Here is a 17,208-nt window from a genome sequence, read left to right on the forward strand (position 1 = left end):
GATTGCGAGATTCAGTTAAAAATACTACCAAAACTTACGCTATGAGTGGAAGAGTGATAAATTATTGTAAGAATAATTAAACATGTCAAAGAGGAACAGATTGCAAGCAATACCAATTAATAGAACAGATTACTGTCAATTTTTAACAATTAGCCAAAAGAATTATAGTTTAACCTACTACGCTGAACATGCCAAGAAATGTAGCCATGATGTTATTAATAGATTTTTAGAAAATGAAAAATATACTCCTTCTTTGTTATGGGAACACATTAAGAATGATGTTATCTTTTCATCTAACGGATATACAATATTTGATGATACGGTGTTAAACTGTCAACAGCGGTCGAAAAATGATACAGATTTTTAATATGCAACGGCTGAAAATTGATACAGTATCATAAAAAAATTATCTGATATTTAAGTCATAAAATTATCCTCCTGTTTATTAGTAATTTCTATTGGCACAAGACCAGCTTTCTTTTTATCCTTAAGTCTGAAACTATCACCTTTAATATTGAGTATAGTGGAGTGATGAAGCAGACGATCTAAGATAGCAGCTGTAAGAGCACTATCCTGAGCAAGACTATTATGCCATTGTCCAAATGGAAGATTACTTGTAAGAATTATGCTACCCTTCTCATAACGCTTTGCTATAACCTGAAATAATAGATTAGCTTGTTCCTGTTTTAACGGCAGATATCCAAATTCATCTATTATAAGTAATTTATATGGTAGTATGACTCTTTTGAATATGGAGTCCAGGTTTCCCTGGTTTAGCCCGGCATTCAGTACAAGCATCAAATCTGCAGCTGTTATAAATTTAGTCTTGATTCCACATTGTGTAGCTGCATAACCAAGAGCAATAGCTATATGGGTTTTTCCTACTCCAGAAGGACCAAGCAGAATAATATTTTCCTGTCTTTCTACAAAAGACAGAGACCTTAGACCTTCCAGAATCTTGCGTTTTATTCCTGTAGCAAAATCATAATCAAAATTATCCAGCGTTTTAATAGCAGGAAAACCTGCCATTCTGGTGAGTATTGATTTACTTCTATTCTGTCGTGCCAACAGCTCTGTTTTTAATATTGACTCAAGGAAATTCGTATAACTTGAGTCTTCTTTACTAGAGGATTGTGCAATATCAAAATAATTTTCAGCTATCTGAATAAGGTTTAAAGAGCGGCACAGCTCTTCTATACGTTGGTGCTGCAGGTTCATAATGCCTCCAGTATACTTTGGTATATGCAGAGGGAATGTTGTAAGGAAACTGTAGAAAATTGTTCCCTTTTATCTTCCATAATCTCTAGTGCTGCAGGATGACTACCACTATAATCCAATGGTAGTGGCTGAAGATTGCTCCTTTCAAACTTTAATCTTTCTGCAGGTATTTCGCCTGTTGTTCCATGTACACGCCGATTCGCAGTATCACGCAACCATTTTAGCACCTCTGAATTTGCAGTATCCACATCCAACACTAACTCTGCAGTTTTTAATTTTGTTGCTAATGGATTATAAAAGCTTTCTCTTATATATCTGTTAAATCGCTCAACCTTGCCCTTAGTTTTTGCTCTATAAGGCCTACACACTTTTAATCGGAAACTGTAATGTTTGGCAAAATCCAGCATACCTTTATTAAAGCGGTGTATGCCAGGACCATATGTATCCCTATCCAGTATTACTGTCTTCATGTTGTCATACAGTACTTCTTCTGGCACTCCGCCAAAATATTCAAATGCCCGCTTATGGCATTCTATTAATGTTACAAGCTTCTCATTAGTAACAAATTCTACATAGCTTGCTCGACTAAATCCTAATGTAGCCACAAAAGCTGATAGAGGACTTTTCCCCTTACGAAATTCAATCCAGTCAACTTGCATCTGTTTGCCAGAAGCAGTCTCAAATCTTATCATATCCTCCTGTTTAGCTGCAGGCTTTATACTCCTTAAATAATCCCTGAGTTGGGTCATCCCGCCTGTGTAACCCAACTCCTTTATCTCTTGAAACAGTACAGTACAAGGTAGAAGTACAGGATGGGCTGATTTTATTCTGTCACTCAAGTAGTCTTTATATGGGGCAAGCTTTGTTACCAACTTTGGCCTATCCTTATATTTAGGGTTACCATCACATTTTAAATATTTACGTACTGTATTTACTGATACACCTACTTCTCTTGCTATACTTCTTAAGCTTTTACCATGTTTATTCAATATTTTTATTTCCATTATTTGCTCCAGTATTATCATTATTCATTACCTCCTTATTCAGAAGATATTACTTTAATACTGTATCAATTTTCAGCCGTTGCATATTAAAAATCTGTATCATTTTTCGACCGCTGTTGACACTATCTGCTGCATTTGTTGTTGATAATGTTCACTATATTCTATAAAACCTGGGCATAGACGTTTATATTTGGCATAATGAGACGGATTAGTGGTAAATATTCCTTTGCCATCTGTTCTAACGTGCCTTGCTATTAAATCATTTTGGATAGAAAATATTTGAACAAGTTTTGGTGATAATTGTACCAGTACCTCACTGTATATATATTTTGCCGGTACGGAATAATAATTATTATCTATGGTGATATGACAATCTTTTGCTACTTTTCGATTATGCCACGATGACAAATCAAACGTTTCTAATGGTAAAGGCATTAAATTATTACTTTCTTCTTGCTCAAATAGTTCCTGAGGAATTTTTTTAGTAGTACCATGTATTCGGTTATTTGCTTTATTTAACCAGTTAGCAAGATCATGTGTTAATTCTTCATATCTATGAAATTTACGTCCAGCAAAAAAATTATTTTTGACATACTTTATTCCTGATTCTACTTTGCCTTTTTCTTGAGGTTGATATACACGACAAGGAGAAAGTAAAATTCCATAATGATCAGCTAAACGTTTGTATTCCTTCTGATATACGGGCTCATAGAAATTGCTATCTACCACTCCAGCTTTAAGATTATCAAGTTTTATTACTTTTGGACTGCCAGCAAAATAATTAAATGCATTGATATGACATTGTATCCATGTTTGACAACTTTGATCAAACACTACTTCATAATAATCAAGGCGACTATAACTTAAACGCATATTAAATACATATGCTTTAACTCTACGCCCCTTAGAATTATACTGTAAGCCTATGTCACCAAAATCTACTTGTGCTTCCTCTCCTGCTAAAGTATGAAAACGAATGCAACTGTTATTTTGTATCTTATATTTTTTGATATAACGGGTTAGCGAACCATAACTTTTTGTATAACCTTGAATTTTTAACTCTTCAAAAATTCTTATGTAACTTAGATTCTTTTCTAATAACTCAATTATTTGTTCGTGCCAAGAATCCAGTGCTGAAGATCGTTCATAGGGTGCAGGAGATTCTGTACCAGACTCTACATAACGGTTTACTATTTTTCTTACTGTTTTACGGTCTATTCTCGTTAGTTTGGCAATATTTCTTTGACTATTGCCTTGCTTATAAAGGGTGATAATTGTTGTGTACATATTTATTCTTATCATTGTATCACTAGATATTTATTTTAATTAATTATCTAGTGAATATTGCACATTATAACCTTATTAGGTTACACCAAATTCTCTGGTCCCTTTTTCGTGCAATTTACTGGTCCCTTTTACTTTAGCAATGACATAATAAAGAAGATTGGTTACGATTATAATATAGAAATAGTGGAGTTAGAGATACCTACTGATCATATTCATATGGTAGTAAAATCTGAGCCAAAAGTTTCTCCGTCGTATATTATGCAAATAATAAAAAGCATATCTGCAAGAAATTTTTTCAAGCTTTATCCAAAAATAAAGCGTAAATATTTTTGGGGTGGTAAACTTTGGACGCAAAGTTTTTTTGTAGAAACTGTAGGTAACGTTAATGATGAGGTAATTCGTGAATATGTACGAAATCAAATAAACGCAATGGATAAAATTGAAAAAGAAACAAAGCAGTTTAACCTGTTTTGAAACTCGGTCGCTTGCGGCCGAGTTCTTCATACCTTAAAATCAAATAAAATTAATATTTTTTAATACATCAGTAGTATGAATATTAACGTAACTTAAGAGATGATAATCCAATAAGGACAAATATGAGAGAGATAATCCAAAATCTTATTACGACTTTCGATTCTGCCCAGCCACTTTTTTCAAAGTGATGATGCAGCGGTGCCATCTTAAATATTCGCTTGCCTTTAGTGGCTTTAAAGTAATATACTTGCATAATCACCGATATTGTTTCGATGACAAATAATCCACCGACAATACCTAAAACTATTTCGTGTTTAGTAATAACGCTGATAATTCCAAGTACACCACCAAGGCTTAAGCTGCCGGTATCGCCCATAAAAACCTCTGCTGGTTGTGCATTAAACCATAAGAATCCAAGGCAGCTACCTACTATACTCGCACAAAAAATCGTTAACTCTCCGGTATTAGGTATATAATCTAATTGTAAATAATTTGAGTAAATTAAGTTTCCAACTAAGTAACTTATTAAAGCAAAGGAGCCGGCAGTTAAAGCAATAGGAACTGTTGCAAGCCCATCAAGTCCGTCTGTGAGGTTAACAGCATTAGAAGCACCGACTATAACGAATATAGCAAAGAATATATATAAATAACCAAGGTCCATACTTAAACTTTTAAAAAATGGTACGTTAAGTATGTGACTAGGGTTATCAATTGTATATTCTAGTAAAATACATACTATTAAGCTAATAATACCTTGAAGTAAAAGTTTACTTTTTCCCTTTACGCCATAATGATTATTTTTAGTTACTTTTGCATAATCATCAAGAAAACCTATAATACCGAAGCTAACAAAACCAAATAAGGTAATCCAAATATATTTATTGGTTAAATCAGCAAGCAATAAGGTAGAAAAACAGCTGGATAATATAATCATAATACCACCCATAGTAGGAGTCCCAGCTTTTGCTTGATGTGATTCAGGACCATCTAAACGTATCGGTTGACCATATTTTTGAAGAGCTTGTAAAAACTTTATTAATCTTGGACCGATAAGAAAACTAAGGCTAAGAGTAACTAGAACGGCAAGTCCACTACGAAAAGTTATATAATGAAATAAGTTAGCTATATGTGAATTATGAATGTAAGGTAATAAGAGGTTGTATAACATATTTTAGTTTAAATTTAAAAGTATAAGTTAGTTTAATTTACTATAGTGTAATAATCAATAATCTTGTCAAGTTTTATTCCTCTAGAACCTTTTATTAAAATAAGTTCATCGTTTTTGAATAAATCATTTGTAGATGTAATTAATTCATCAACATTTTTGAAATATGCTTTAGCTATTTTTTCAGGTAATAAATCATGAATATATTTGGTGTTTGTACCTACTAAAAAAACCTTAGAACAGCCTGAGTCTAATATATAAGGTACTAGCTCTTTATGTAACCTTTCTGAATTCTGACCAAGCTCCAACATCTCACCTATTATAGTGGTCTTATTTTTGCTAGGCATTTGTTCTAAATATTTTAATGCAGCTTTCATTGATGCAGAGCTTGCATTATAGTAATCACAAATAATGCGACTATTTCCTATGCTAATAATTACGCCTCTACCTTTTGTTAAACGAATATCGGCTAAGTAGCTAGCAGCTTTATTTAAATCTTGATTAAGCAAAAAGATGATCAATAATATACCGGCATAATTCTCAGCAAAGTGCTTAGGTATAAAAGGTACAGTAGTCTCTATAATTGCGTCATATATCTTGTATTTTAAATGAACCTGCTCACCAGAAACCCTATATAAAATTAACTCAGCTGAAGATGATTTACCAAAATTGTGTATATTATCAATAGATAGCTTTTTTAATGTAGATAAGATTTTATCATAACAATTAGTATCTGAATTAATAACAGCAATTCCATCTTTGTCAAAGCTCTCAAAAATTTCGCATTTAGCTCTAGCTATCTCTTCAAGAGAGTTAAAGAACTCCAAATGTGCTTCTGAAATATTGGTGATCACAGCTATATTTGGCTTTAATATTTGAACTAGCTCCCTTATTTCATTTTTATGGTTCATGCCAAGTTCAAAGATAGCAAATTCTGTATCATCAGGCATTGAAGCAAGATTAATAAGTAATCCTAAATGATTATTGAAATTACCTCGGCTAGCAAAAGTTAATGCATCATGCTCTAATAAAGTTTTTAAAGCCTCCTTGGTAGAAGTCTTACCAACACTACCAGTTATAGCAATAAATTTGGCGTTTGAATTTTTTCTTTTATATAAAGCCAGCTGTTCCAGGGCTTTCAGGCAATCATCTACTAAGATAATCTTGCTTGGGTCAGATATATCTACTTGCTTACTAACAATTACTGCGGATGCTCCTTGATTAATTGTATCCTGAATATAATCATGACCATCTCTATTACCTTGAAGTGCTATAAATAAATCACCTTTTTTAACATCTTTAGAGTTAAATTGTATTTCGTTAGTGATGATAGATTGCGGTACTGACACCCTTAAGGCATCGCTTAAAGTTTTAGAATTCCAAATCATAAGTTTTTGTTGTTATTTGTCAAGCCACGGGATGACAGTATTTTCGTATATTTCACAGCCACCTCAGCATCATCAAAGTCTATCTTCTTATCACCTATAATTTGATAGTTTTCATGACCTTTGCCTGCGATTAGTAAAATATCATTTTCTTTTAAATTATTTATCCCATATTTAATAGCTTTTTTTCTGTCAGCTATTTCTATGTAATTTGTTGTTGCTATCCCGCTAATAATTTCTTGCCTGATAGCTTTCGGGTCTTCATGGCGTGGGTTATCGTCCGTCACAATAACATTATCTGCTATTGAGGCTGCTATTTTTCCCATAAGCTTTCTTTTGGTATTATCACGATTACCGCCACAGCCAAAAATTACACTTAATTTACTACCTTGAACTTTAATATTTTTTAACTCAGTTAAAGCTTTTTCAAGAGCATCGGGAGTGTGGGCATAATCAATGAATATATTAGCATCTTTTATTCGATCCATTCGTCCTTTTACGGCTTTAACTTTAGTCAAAGCACTTATAACTTTACTAAAATCAAAATTAGTATAATAAGCACTAAGTCCAGCTATTAATAAATTACTAGCCTGAAAGCTACCTATTATAGCTGTATTTAAAGCATAGTTTGACTCCTTATAATCAAAGAAAATAATTTGATTATATAAAGAATGGGCAATTTTAGTAATTTTTATGTTATCTTTCTTAGAAGCTTTTCCCCCAACACATAAATATTTTATCTTATGCTTATCTAAATAGTCTTTAATAAAGTCTATCTCTTTTATATCAGAATTTAATATCGCAATACCATCTCCTGATAAATGATCAGTAAATAACTTTAATTTAGCAAGCAAATAATTTTCTTTGGTGTGATGATAGTCAAGGTGATCTTGGCTAAAGCTAGTGAAACATGCAATATTTACTTTTAAGTCACCAAGTCTTTGCTGATCTAAGCCGTGACTTGAGGCTTCAAATGCTAAATAGTTTATACCATTTTCAGCTAGTTTATGAGCGATTTTTCTAAAGCTTAAATAGTCAGGTGTAGTTAGTCCGCCTATGGGCTCATTAAAATTATCAATGCCAAAAACTTCCACGCCTATTGTACCTATTGATGCTGATTTCTGCCCAAGTAACGAATATATTTGAGCTATATATGATACTACCGAGCTTTTGCCGTTAGTGCCAGTTACGGCTATCATAGTTTTAGGTTTTTTAGGATAAAAAATTTCTATAGCTTCGTATAAAGCTGCTTGAGCATCTTTTACATAAATTATTTTATCTGTAGCGATAGTTTTTTTATCGTCAGTAATTACTAACGCTGCCCCTTTATCTAAAGCCTCTGCAATAAAAGCATTCCCATTTTTAATAGCAAAAAAGGCATCGTTTTTTTTAAGATTTTTAGAATTAGCTGACAAGCCAGTTAAGTTAGATTTCCCAAATAATAGTTTATAGTTCATAAATGAATGCGTTGAGCTAAATATTAGCCTTATTATATAACACTTAAAAAAATATGCTGTATTTTTTTGATTTGTTTTTAAAAAAATAATTTATTTAAACTCATTTCTAATAACATTTATTAATGATTATGTAAATAATACTTTAAAATTTATTGACAATTACCTTATGTTAATTTATATAACCATATTTCATGGTACTAAGCTTATAGTAATCAGCTTAGTTATCATGAATTTAATTAATATAAAAAAAGAGTTAACTAATGAATTTTAAATGCCTTGTTCCTTTATTTTCCAAAACAATTTTAACAAAAATCAATGATTTAATAGTGGGGACACATAGTTTAGCAAATGAAACTTTTTCATCTTTTTATAATTCTGAGCATCAAGATGGGATAATTATGAAAACTACTAAATGCGTTATAGATTATACTTATAAATTTTTAAATAATCATCCTTCAGTTAAACCTTGTGAAAATCCTGCTACAATTATAGGTATGGTTGATAAAAATTTATTATTGGAGCCTAAAGAAATTGTAAACGATACTACAAATATTTTTGGTAAAGAATATGATATTGCCACCGGCGGCGAATCATATAATACATTAACTTTAAATGATGTAGCCGAGTTTTTAGGTCTTGAAGATTGTTCTGCTACATCGGTAACAAACGCTCTACAGCAATGGGCTATTTCTCAAATTCCTAATAATACTCAATTATCCCCCAACGCTTCTCAAGATAATAATACTAATTGGTTTACACAAGAAATAGATATTTTAGGTGCTAAAGTACCTATTTGGAGTATTTTAACAGCTGTCGTAACAACAGTGGGATTAGTCGGTGCAGGTATAGGATACGGTATAGGAAAATGTACGCAAAAAAGTAATACTACAATAGATAATGGTTTAGAATTACAGTCTATGCTGGTACAACCAAGCCTAGAATTGCCATATCCATTTTCATACAATAATAAAGTAGATAGTTCATCATCAGCTGGTTCAAATTCTAACAAAGTAATACCTTCAGTGTTTAACCTATCAAATAATAGTCATTATTCTGTGCCGCAAGACAACGCACAAGAAGACCATGTTTATGCTGAGGTTAGTAAAATAAATAATGAAAATCAAAATATACCATTATTAGCTGAAAGTGCGGTTTTGAATATAGAAAATCAATAAGTACTCTAAATTTATTAAAGATAGAAGGCAGTTTTTTGTCTTCTATCTTTCAAGTTATAGAAAACAGTTTAAACCTCCGATAAATTCCATAGTAATTGATTCGCCTCAGCAATTATATTCTTACCTACTAACTTCTTGATAAATACTAATTTATTATCAGGTTTAATTTTTGCATTAGCTGTATAGGTGCTGACAAATTTTAAAATTTTATCAGCCATATCAGCGTTTTTATAAAATTTAATTACAAAACCGTTATCGCCTGAGTCTAGATTTTCAATGTTCAACTTAAAGCATAATAATTTTATTTTGACAATATCAAGTAAATTATTAAATTCAGTTGGCAGGCTGCCAAATCTGTCAATCATTTCATCTTTAAATTTCTCTACTTCTAGATCATCGTTTAGATTACCTATTCTTCTATATAAACCAAGCTTTAGAACTGAATCTGATACATAATTATCAGGGATAAAGACCGATAAACCTAAATTAATAGTCGGAATGAAAGGCTGCTCACCACTTATCGGCTCATCTTTAAAAATAGCTATCTGCTCTTCCAGCATTTCTTGATAAAGCTCTGTTCCGACTTCTCTAATTTGCCCTGATTGCTCTTCACCTATTAAATTACCGAAACCCCGTAAATCCATATCATGGCTTGCGATAGTAAAGCCTGAACCGAGAGCGCAGCTATTCTGGATTATCTCTAAACGCCTTAAGCTATGTGGCGTCATTTTCTTGTGACTTGGCAGGGTCAAGTAGGCATAACCTCGCATCTTACCTCGCCCAATTCTGCCTCGTAACTGATATAATTGACTAAGCCCCAGCATATCGGCTTTATGGATAATCATAGTATTAGCGTCTTGTATATCAATTCCTGACTCTATTATAGTTGTTGAGATTAATATATCGAATTTGCCGGCATAAAACTCGCTCATAATCTCATCAATTTTATTCGGTGACATTTTACCATGTGCGACTTTATAACTTAATTCAGGGACGATTTGCTTTAATTGCTTTTCAATATCTTCTATATCGTTAATTCTTGGAACGACAAAAAAGCTTTTACCGCCCCTAAAATGCTCACGCAGTAATGCATCCCTAATAATAACAGGATCAAACGGCATAACAGAGGTACGAACTTCCAACCTGTTTAGCGGAGGTGTTGCGATAATGCTTAGCTCTTTTAAACCAGTCATCGACATTTGTAAAGTACGAGGTATTGGAGTTGCAGACATTGCAAGCACATGGGTAGAAGATTTTAGCGATTTAAGGAATTCCTTTTGACCGACGCCAAAATGCTGTTCTTCATCTATTATTAATAGCTTAAGATTACAAAACTTAGTGACTTTATGCAGTAAAGAATGCGTACCTATTATTATATTTATCTTACCGCTCTTAAGTTCTGATCTTACAGTCTTTGCCTCTTTGGGGCTAACAACGCTAGATAATTGCTTGATATTTAAGCCAAAATCTTTAAATCTTTCCGTAAACCTTGCAAAATGTTGGCTGCATAGGATAGTAGTTGGCACGACAACCGCCACTTGTGGTAAATTCTCGTTTAAGGATTTAGCAACCATAAAAGCTGCACGCATTGCTACTTCTGTTTTACCAAAGCCAACATCACCGCATATTAACCTGTCCATTAACATGCCGGTATTTAAATCTTCTCTAATCTCATTTATTGCGTTTAATTGATCTTCAGTCTCAGTAAAAGGAAATTTAGCACAAAATTTATCATATTCTTCAAGGTCAAATTCAATAGCAGCAGTGGTATTAAGCTTTCTTTTGGCAGCTATTTGCATTAAGTGCAAAGCAATTTCCTTAATACGCTTTTTAAGCTTAGCCTTATTTTTTTGCCATGAGACACTCCCGAGCTTATCAATCTGTGCCACATCACTGCCATATTTCTTTATTACCTCAATATTTTCAACTGGTATATATAGCTTATCATTACCGGCATATAGAATTTTTAAGAAATCATGAAGCTTGCCTTTAATCTCTAAAGCTTCAAGCTTTAAGAATTGTCCTATACCATGATCCTTATGTACTATCAGTTCCCCTTCAGCTAAATGATCAAGCTCAAGTAAAATATTTTTGAGCTTTTTGTTAGTATTTGTGACGATTACTTTTTCTTCTAACAACTCACTAGCTGCAATAAATAAATATTCAGGAGTAGAAAAGCTTTGATTTAAAGGTAATATGGCAATATTTATTGCACCAAGTTTTGCCTCTTCCAAGTACTCTATTTCATTATAACTATATTCATAATTTTCGATTATACTTTTAACTCTTTCAAAGCTACTTAAAACGTTTGAGCATATAATAATTTTCTTACGAGAATTAGCTTTAATAACTTCAAACAGCTTATCAAAAATAGTTTTCTTTTCTACAAAGCTTGCAGCTGCTATATTTTCAACTATGCTAGCCTGCTCAGAATTTTCATAACTAATTAGGATATTATTTTCCTGCTCAAGTAATTCTATAGTTTCAAGAGAAGTAAAATATAGTGCAGAAGGCTGAAGAGTAGGGTAAAAACTGTTAAATTTAAGTTTATTGGCGTCTAGCCTTGCTTTATAAAAATCGTTATAGCTATGCTCGAATTCTAAAATAGCTTGCTTTGTTAGATTATCAAAGATAATGACTGGATTGTTAAGATAATCTGTTAGATCCGAATAGTTATCATAAAATAGAGGTAGTAACTGCTCATATCCTGAAAATTTTCTTCCGCCGGTTATTGCTTCATATAAAGGATTATCGGTATGGTTAACTCCAAAATTACGCAAGTAATTATCTTTAAAATTACTGATTGTTTCAGGATTTAAAACTATTTCATTTGCCGGACTAATAATTAGTTCATTAAATGATTTAGTTGAGATTTGTGTATCAATATCAAATTGTTTAATTGATTCGATATGATCCCAGCTAAAATTAATTCTATAGCCTTTAGATTCAGGTAGTATTAAGTCAACAATTTCGCCCCTAACTGCAAATTCTCCAACATCAACGCTACTTGCATTTCTTGTAAAGCTACTTTCTACCAAAAACTTACTAAGCTCATTTGCACTTAGCTTCATTTTAGGAAATAGTTTTAGATAATATTTAGCAAAGAAATCTCTAGGCGGTAATTTATTCAATAAGTTCGTTGCGTGAGTAATGACTAATTTATTTCCTTTATTGGTCGTAAGTTTGGTTAATGTTTCGGCTCGCTTAGATAGAATATTGCAATTTGGTGACGTATGGTCATAAGGAATTGTATCATAGCTCGGAAAATAATATATATTTTCGCTTGGTAAAAAAAATAAAGCTTGCTTGTATAATTGCAACGCCTCCTCTTCATTGCTTGTAACTAATATAAAATCTTGCTTAGAATTCTTTATAAAGCTATCAATTGTGAAGAAAGATTTAGCAGTAGATGGAAATTTTTGTTGTAACATGTATGATGGGAAATTATATTTTTATTATTTTGCGTAATTGCTCCATTATTTCGGCATCTAAATTAGAAGGAACGGAAGATTTATTAGTAATCCAATTATATAGATCATTGTCATTTTGATCAAGTATTAAAGCATAGCTTAAAAGTTTTTCTTCCGCCATGAAAGATAGATAAAGATTAGCAAAATTGCCTAATATATAATCCATTTCTTTGCAACCGCGATTTTTACTACGATAAAAAAGTTTCTTTTGTAAAGAGTTTTTATTTAATTTATTCATGCTATAAAATCTTGCAAAATTTTTTTATAATAATATTATTAAAACTATCAGAGACCAAGAATATTTTAAAAATATTTAAGGTTTTGCGAAAGCTATACTATCTAATAAATTCATCTTCGCATGAATAAAATCCAATAGTTTAAACATTTTTATTATATATAACAGCAATACAAGTAATAGGCAAAGTATGTTAGTTCAAAATATTTGTTCTAAAGAAGCTTATAATATGCTGATTTCGAATAATAATACCTTTCTTGTTGATGTTAGAACAGAAGAAGAATGGAAATATGTGGGTGTTCCAAGTTTGGATAATAAAGAAATAATCTTTTTAAGCTGGCAGCTATCGCCTTTTATGGAGCTGAATAGAGATTTTGAAGATAGATTTTTATCTATTATTGATGATAAAATATCTAACATTATATTTTTTTTATGCAGATCAGGGCATAGATCATTAATGGCAGCAAATTTTATGACTAATATAGGTTATAAAAATTGTTATAATATTATTGATGGTTTCGAAGGAAATCTTCAAAATAAAGGCTGGAAACAAAATAACTTACCGTGGCAGTTTTAAGTGAATACTAATCAAATAATTTTAACAAATCAAAACGATAATAGTGTAAATGTCTGGAGTAATGTAACCCAAGACCTTTATAATTATTACGGTGAGGCTTTATATAATAGCTGGTTTAGTAAGGTCAATTTTATAGAATCTTCACTAAATACTGTTATTCTTTGTGCTCCTACCAATTTTATTAGAGATTGGATAAAATCTAAATATTCTGTCGTTATATTGCAATTATTTCAGCATTATAATAATGCTATAAAAACAGTAGAAATAATTACTAAAGAATTGCCAGCATCTAATCAAGCAACTCTTGAGTTGCCTACTAAAACTTTTGCCGATATTGGTAGTAGCGAGCTTAATTCAGAAAATATTTTCTCAACGCTTGATATACGTTTTACTTTCGATAATTTTGTTGTTGGTGCTCCGAATGAGCTTGCTTATGCTGCTGCAAGAGCAGTAGCCGAGTCTTCAAGTGCAGTTTCCGAATCTAACCCTCTTTTCCTATATGGCGGGGTAGGGCTAGGTAAAACGCATTTAATGCATGCAATTGGTTGGTACATAAAACAGAATAATCCAAGCCGTAAGGTTATATACATGTCGGCAGAAAAATTTATGTACCAATTTGTTAAGGCTTTGCGTAACAAAGAAGTGATGTCTTTTAAAGAGAAGTTTCGCTCAGTTGATGTATTAATGATTGATGATATTCAGTTTATTTGTGGTAAAGATAGTACGCAGGAAGAGTTCTTCCATACGTTCAATACGCTGATTGATAATAACCGTCAGATGGTTATTTCTTGCGACAGGTCGCCCTCCGATTTAGATGATATTGAAGACCGAATTAAATCTCGTTTAGGGTGGGGTTTAGTGGCAGATGTTCATAGCACTACTTATGAGTTGCGCCTTGGTATTTTAGAGTCTAAAATTGAGCAGATGAACGTTAAAGTTCCAAAAGATGTAATTGATTTTTTAGCTTCTAAGATTGTTTCGAATGTAAGAGAGCTTGAGGGAGCGTTGAATAAGGTTATTGCCCACTCTAACTTTACTGCAAAAGAAATAACACTCGAAAATACACAAAATATTTTAAGAGATTTGCTGCGTTCTAATGAAAGAATAATTACAGTTGAAGATATCCAGAAAAAAATAGCTAATCGTTACAATATTAAATTATCTGATATGTCCTCACCTCGTAGAATGCGTACCATTGCAAGACCACGTCAGATAGCTATGTATTTAAGCAAAATCCTAACCCCTAAAAGTCTAGTCGATATCGGTAAAAAATTCGGTAAAAAAGACCACACAACAGTTATGCATGCCATCAAAAAAGTAGAGGAGCTACTAGAAAGCGATTTAGAATTACGTGAAGAAATTAATCTTATGATGAAAATATTGCAGAATTAGCCTATACTCGTTTTATTTGAAAAATTGGCTATGTCGTATTTGTAAATCCTCAGATGCTCACGTACTATTGTACGCTCCGCTCTTCTTCTTACAAACTCCACGCTCTTTTCCAAATTAAACTTCGTCTACCAATTATTCATTTACTTAAAAATGTTGTTAAAAAGAAAGAATTCTATCTATTTATTCTGTGCATGGATTAGTAGAGAAAATTCTTGAAGTTAGTAAAGAACCGTTAGAAGAATGCATTGCTCATGAAGAATTTTGGAAAAAATAAAATCTTTGCAGAAATCTCTGGGAAATACGATATTAAAAGAACCATAGAGAATTATGGTTATGGAGAAGGGTGTGCATATTTTTTAGAAATTAATTCTAACGAATTATTATATAAAGAAGAGCTAATTTTTAATTATTATGGTTGTAAATAAACAAATATTTGCAGTTAAAGAATATAAATATATTTTGGAAAATAATAGCATCATCAAATATTTTACTACTCCAGATAATAGCTTGTTTTATCAGTTAGATTTTATTAATTACACAACAGCTATAGGTAAGCATTTGTGCGGTAAAGATCACTATAATGCTACCTATATATTTCTAAATCCTGATTCCTTTATTCTTAATTATCAAGTCCTAGGACCAGAAAAAAATTATAATATTAATAGTAGTTTTACAAGGATATAGAACTGCTATCTTCTCCCATTATCTTATAATATTCTTTTATTACATCATCTAAACTTGAATCATAAGTTTCTTCATTATAAGTTTTTAAAAGTTTGTTATTAATATTTTCAGTACTAACTGGTTTTCTTTTAACAGGAGGTATTGAAAATTTTAATTTATCTCCGGATTGAGAAAATATAGAATTAGAGTTATTTATTTTGGCTGTAATATCTTTTAATACTTCTTTGTTTTTAAGTTCTTCTACTGTTTTTACATTTGTGATATATTCAGGTGCATCAATATTATTACCATTCTTTTATCTTCGTGCATAAAATTTGTAAAATCTCAGGGATAATTTTCTTGATATCCTTTTTTAAATCTGCTTGTACTTTAACCAAAAAAGAATCAAGTTTAGGTAATATTTTTTGAAATTCAAAGAATGTATTTTCTATCAAGTTCTTAACTTTCTTTGAAAATATGGTTTTTTTAATAGTGCTTCTTTAAATAATAGTAAATATTGTTCTGGTCGACTGCCAAAATGAGGAATTAAATTATACAAAACTTACGCTATGAGTGGAAGAGTGATAAATTATTGTAAGAATAATTAAACATGTCAAAGAGGAACAGATTGCAAGCAATACCAATTAATAGAACAGATTACTGTCAATTTTTAACAATTAGCCAAAAGAATTATAGTTTAACCTACTACGCTGAACATGCCAAGAAATGTAGCCATGATGTTATTAATAGATTTTTAGAAAATGAAAAATATACTCCTTCTTTGTTATGGGAACACATTAAGAATGATGTTATCTTTTCATCTAACGGATATACAATATTTGATGATACGGTGTTAAACAAAAGGAACACAAAGAAAATAGAGGTTGCTAGATCGCAGTATAGTGGAGCTACAGGTGGAGTTACTACCGGTATAGGAGTAGTGAGTCTTGTATATTATAACCCCGATATTGATAAGTTTTGGGTAATAGATTATCGCATTTTTTCACCTGATCATGATGGAGCGACGAAACTAGATCACCTACTAAAGATGTTCAATAATGCTGTTTATAGTAAAAAGATTCCTTTTCAAACTGTACTTTTTGACACATGGTATGCTACACACAAAATTATGCAACATGTTGACTCCTTGGGCAAATATTATTATGCCCCTATTAAAGCCAATAGAAATGTTAGTAAAACGTGTGATTACGAGCCTTATAAAGCTGTTAGCAAGTTGATGTTTTTAGATGAAGAAATTAAGAATGGAATGGAGATTCATATAAAAGGATTTGCCAAAAATAAGCATGTTAATTTGTTTAAATTTACTGTTTCTACCAACAGAGTTGATTATGTTGTTACCAATAACAAAACTCAAAAATCTTCTAAAGCTGCACAAGATGAGTTTGGCTTGCGATGGGTAATTGAGAGCATGCATAGAAAAATTAAGCAACTGACTGGTATAGAACGTTGCCAATGCAGAAAACAGCGTATCCAACGTAATCACATTAGTTGTGCATTTCTAGTTTGGGCTTTTCTCAAAAGAACTGCAAATAAAATAGGTAAAACGGTCTACCAAATAAAGTTAGGGCTTTTAGATGACTATATGCAACAACAGCTTCGTTCTCCATCTTTACGATATTTAGAACCAAACATAGCGTAAGTTTTGTATGTTCAATATAAATCATTAAAAAGCTCTGCTCTATTAG

The 17,208-nt window shown here is 31.7% G+C and carries 15 protein-coding genes and 2 pseudogenes; 8 read left to right on the forward strand and 9 right to left on the reverse strand.

Annotation, left to right across the window (positions count from 1 at the left end):
* Window positions 1–100: 100 nt before the first annotated feature.
* Window positions 101–349: pseudogene (locus ACOAL3_RS04900) on the forward strand (IS701 family transposase); the annotation flags it as partial.
* 68 nt (window positions 350–417) lie between these two features.
* Here the strand turns inward: ACOAL3_RS04900 and istB are convergent.
* The 3 genes from istB to istA (ACOAL3_RS04915) all read right to left on the reverse strand — a co-directional run bounded on the left by istB (window position 418) and on the right by istA (ACOAL3_RS04915) (window position 3,509).
* Window positions 418–1,218: an IS21-like element helper ATPase IstB gene (gene istB / locus ACOAL3_RS04905; RefSeq protein ID WP_419235481.1), complete on the reverse strand. Its 801-nt coding sequence runs from the start codon at window positions 1,216–1,218 to the stop codon at window positions 418–420.
* Window positions 1,215–2,243 (reverse strand): IS21 family transposase, encoded by a 1,029-nt coding sequence (gene istA / locus ACOAL3_RS04910; RefSeq protein WP_419235480.1) that lies wholly within the window; start codon window positions 2,241–2,243, stop codon window positions 1,215–1,217. Before istA (ACOAL3_RS04910) ends, istB begins: the two co-directional genes overlap by 4 nt.
* A gap of 78 nt (window positions 2,244–2,321) precedes the next feature.
* Window positions 2,322–3,509 carry an IS21 family transposase gene (istA, locus tag ACOAL3_RS04915; RefSeq protein WP_419235526.1) on the reverse strand — a complete coding sequence of 396 codons (1,188 nt, stop codon included), beginning with the start codon at window positions 3,507–3,509 and terminating at the stop codon, window positions 2,322–2,324.
* 108 nt (window positions 3,510–3,617) lie between these two features.
* Here istA (ACOAL3_RS04915) and tnpA point away from each other — a divergent pair, with 108 nt between their 5' ends.
* Window positions 3,618–3,983, forward strand: coding sequence for an IS200/IS605 family transposase (tnpA, locus tag ACOAL3_RS04920; protein ID WP_419235527.1), 366 nt, complete (start codon window positions 3,618–3,620; stop codon window positions 3,981–3,983).
* Window positions 3,984–4,065: 82 nt separating this feature from the next.
* Here the strand turns inward: tnpA and mraY are convergent, their stop codons facing one another.
* From mraY to ACOAL3_RS04935, 3 genes and pseudogenes are all read right to left on the reverse strand, one after another.
* Window positions 4,066–5,151 (reverse strand): phospho-N-acetylmuramoyl-pentapeptide-transferase, encoded by a 1,086-nt coding sequence (gene mraY, locus ACOAL3_RS04925; protein WP_395476474.1) that lies wholly within the window; start codon window positions 5,149–5,151, stop codon window positions 4,066–4,068.
* A gap of 32 nt (window positions 5,152–5,183) precedes the next feature.
* Complete coding sequence (locus ACOAL3_RS04930) at window positions 5,184–6,536, reverse strand: UDP-N-acetylmuramoyl-tripeptide--D-alanyl-D-alanine ligase (protein WP_419235528.1); 1,353 nt, start codon at window positions 6,534–6,536, stop codon at window positions 5,184–5,186.
* 19 nt (window positions 6,537–6,555) lie between these two features.
* Window positions 6,556–7,990, reverse strand: a pseudogene (locus tag ACOAL3_RS04935) (UDP-N-acetylmuramoyl-L-alanyl-D-glutamate--2,6-diaminopimelate ligase).
* A gap of 260 nt (window positions 7,991–8,250) precedes the next feature.
* On the opposite strand from ACOAL3_RS04935, the gene ACOAL3_RS04940 reads away from it, so the two are divergent.
* Window positions 8,251–9,165 carry a hypothetical protein gene (locus ACOAL3_RS04940; protein ID WP_419235529.1) on the forward strand — a complete coding sequence of 305 codons (915 nt, stop codon included), beginning with the start codon at window positions 8,251–8,253 and terminating at the stop codon, window positions 9,163–9,165.
* Between the two features lie 68 nt (window positions 9,166–9,233).
* On the opposite strand, the gene mfd is transcribed toward ACOAL3_RS04940, so the two are convergent.
* Both mfd and ACOAL3_RS04950 read right to left on the reverse strand, forming a co-directional pair.
* On the reverse strand, window positions 9,234–12,596 hold the full coding sequence (mfd, locus tag ACOAL3_RS04945; RefSeq protein WP_419235530.1) for a transcription-repair coupling factor: 3,363 nt from the start codon (window positions 12,594–12,596) through the stop codon (window positions 9,234–9,236).
* Window positions 12,597–12,609: 13 nt separating this feature from the next.
* Entirely contained in the window at window positions 12,610–12,873 is a 264-nt protein-coding gene (locus ACOAL3_RS04950; RefSeq protein ID WP_419235531.1) for a succinate dehydrogenase assembly factor 2, read from the reverse strand.
* Between the two features lie 187 nt (window positions 12,874–13,060).
* On the opposite strand from ACOAL3_RS04950, the gene ACOAL3_RS04955 reads away from it, so the two are divergent.
* The 4 genes from ACOAL3_RS04955 to ACOAL3_RS04970 all read left to right on the forward strand — a co-directional run bounded on the left by ACOAL3_RS04955 (window position 13,061) and on the right by ACOAL3_RS04970 (window position 15,523).
* On the forward strand, window positions 13,061–13,447 hold the full coding sequence (locus ACOAL3_RS04955; RefSeq protein WP_419235532.1) for a rhodanese-like domain-containing protein: 387 nt from the start codon (window positions 13,061–13,063) through the stop codon (window positions 13,445–13,447).
* Window positions 13,448–14,839, forward strand: coding sequence for a chromosomal replication initiator protein DnaA (dnaA, locus tag ACOAL3_RS04960; RefSeq protein ID WP_419235533.1), 1,392 nt, complete (start codon window positions 13,448–13,450; stop codon window positions 14,837–14,839).
* 251 nt (window positions 14,840–15,090) lie between these two features.
* Window positions 15,091–15,264 (forward strand): hypothetical protein, encoded by a 174-nt coding sequence (locus ACOAL3_RS04965; RefSeq protein ID WP_419235534.1) that lies wholly within the window; start codon window positions 15,091–15,093, stop codon window positions 15,262–15,264.
* Complete coding sequence (locus ACOAL3_RS04970; RefSeq protein ID WP_419235535.1) at window positions 15,251–15,523, forward strand: DUF6314 family protein; 273 nt, start codon at window positions 15,251–15,253, stop codon at window positions 15,521–15,523. The genes ACOAL3_RS04965 and ACOAL3_RS04970 overlap by 14 nt, the downstream gene beginning before the upstream one ends.
* A gap of 284 nt (window positions 15,524–15,807) precedes the next feature.
* Here ACOAL3_RS04970 and ACOAL3_RS04975 read toward each other — a convergent pair whose 3' ends face one another.
* On the reverse strand, window positions 15,808–15,957 hold the full coding sequence (locus ACOAL3_RS04975) for a hypothetical protein (protein ID WP_419235536.1): 150 nt from the start codon (window positions 15,955–15,957) through the stop codon (window positions 15,808–15,810).
* A 173-nt stretch (window positions 15,958–16,130) separates the two neighbouring features.
* Between ACOAL3_RS04975 and ACOAL3_RS04980 the strand changes: the two genes are divergently transcribed.
* Window positions 16,131–17,162: an IS701 family transposase gene (locus ACOAL3_RS04980; RefSeq protein ID WP_473198145.1), complete on the forward strand. Its 1,032-nt coding sequence runs from the start codon at window positions 16,131–16,133 to the stop codon at window positions 17,160–17,162.
* Window positions 17,163–17,208: the final 46 nt, after the last annotated feature.

The organism is Rickettsia endosymbiont of Nabis limbatus (assembly GCF_965196655.1).
GTDB lineage: Bacteria > Pseudomonadota > Alphaproteobacteria > Rickettsiales > Rickettsiaceae > Rickettsia.

Excerpts from the sequence above, each read along its gene's own strand:
- ACOAL3_RS04950 (WP_419235531.1), bottom strand. The coding sequence starts at position 12,873 with ATGAATAAATTAAATAAAAACTCTTTACAAAAGAAACTTTTTTATCGT.
- istB (WP_419235481.1), bottom strand. The coding sequence starts at position 1,218 with ATGAACCTGCAGCACCAACGTATAGAAGAGCTGTGCCGCTCTTTAAAC.
- ACOAL3_RS04940 (WP_419235529.1), top strand. The coding sequence starts at position 8,251 with ATGAATTTTAAATGCCTTGTTCCTTTATTTTCCAAAACAATTTTAACA.
- ACOAL3_RS04970 (WP_419235535.1), top strand. The coding sequence starts at position 15,251 with ATGGTTGTAAATAAACAAATATTTGCAGTTAAAGAATATAAATATATT.
- mraY (WP_395476474.1), bottom strand. The coding sequence starts at position 5,151 with ATGTTATACAACCTCTTATTACCTTACATTCATAATTCACATATAGCT.
- ACOAL3_RS04965 (WP_419235534.1), top strand. The coding sequence starts at position 15,091 with ATGAAGAATTTTGGAAAAAATAAAATCTTTGCAGAAATCTCTGGGAAA.
- ACOAL3_RS04955 (WP_419235532.1), top strand. The coding sequence starts at position 13,061 with ATGTTAGTTCAAAATATTTGTTCTAAAGAAGCTTATAATATGCTGATT.
- istA (WP_419235480.1), bottom strand. The coding sequence starts at position 2,243 with ATGATAATACTGGAGCAAATAATGGAAATAAAAATATTGAATAAACAT.
- mfd (WP_419235530.1), bottom strand. The coding sequence starts at position 12,596 with ATGTTACAACAAAAATTTCCATCTACTGCTAAATCTTTCTTCACAATT.
- istA (WP_419235526.1), bottom strand. The coding sequence starts at position 3,509 with ATGTACACAACAATTATCACCCTTTATAAGCAAGGCAATAGTCAAAGA.
- ACOAL3_RS04930 (WP_419235528.1), bottom strand. The coding sequence starts at position 6,536 with ATGATTTGGAATTCTAAAACTTTAAGCGATGCCTTAAGGGTGTCAGTA.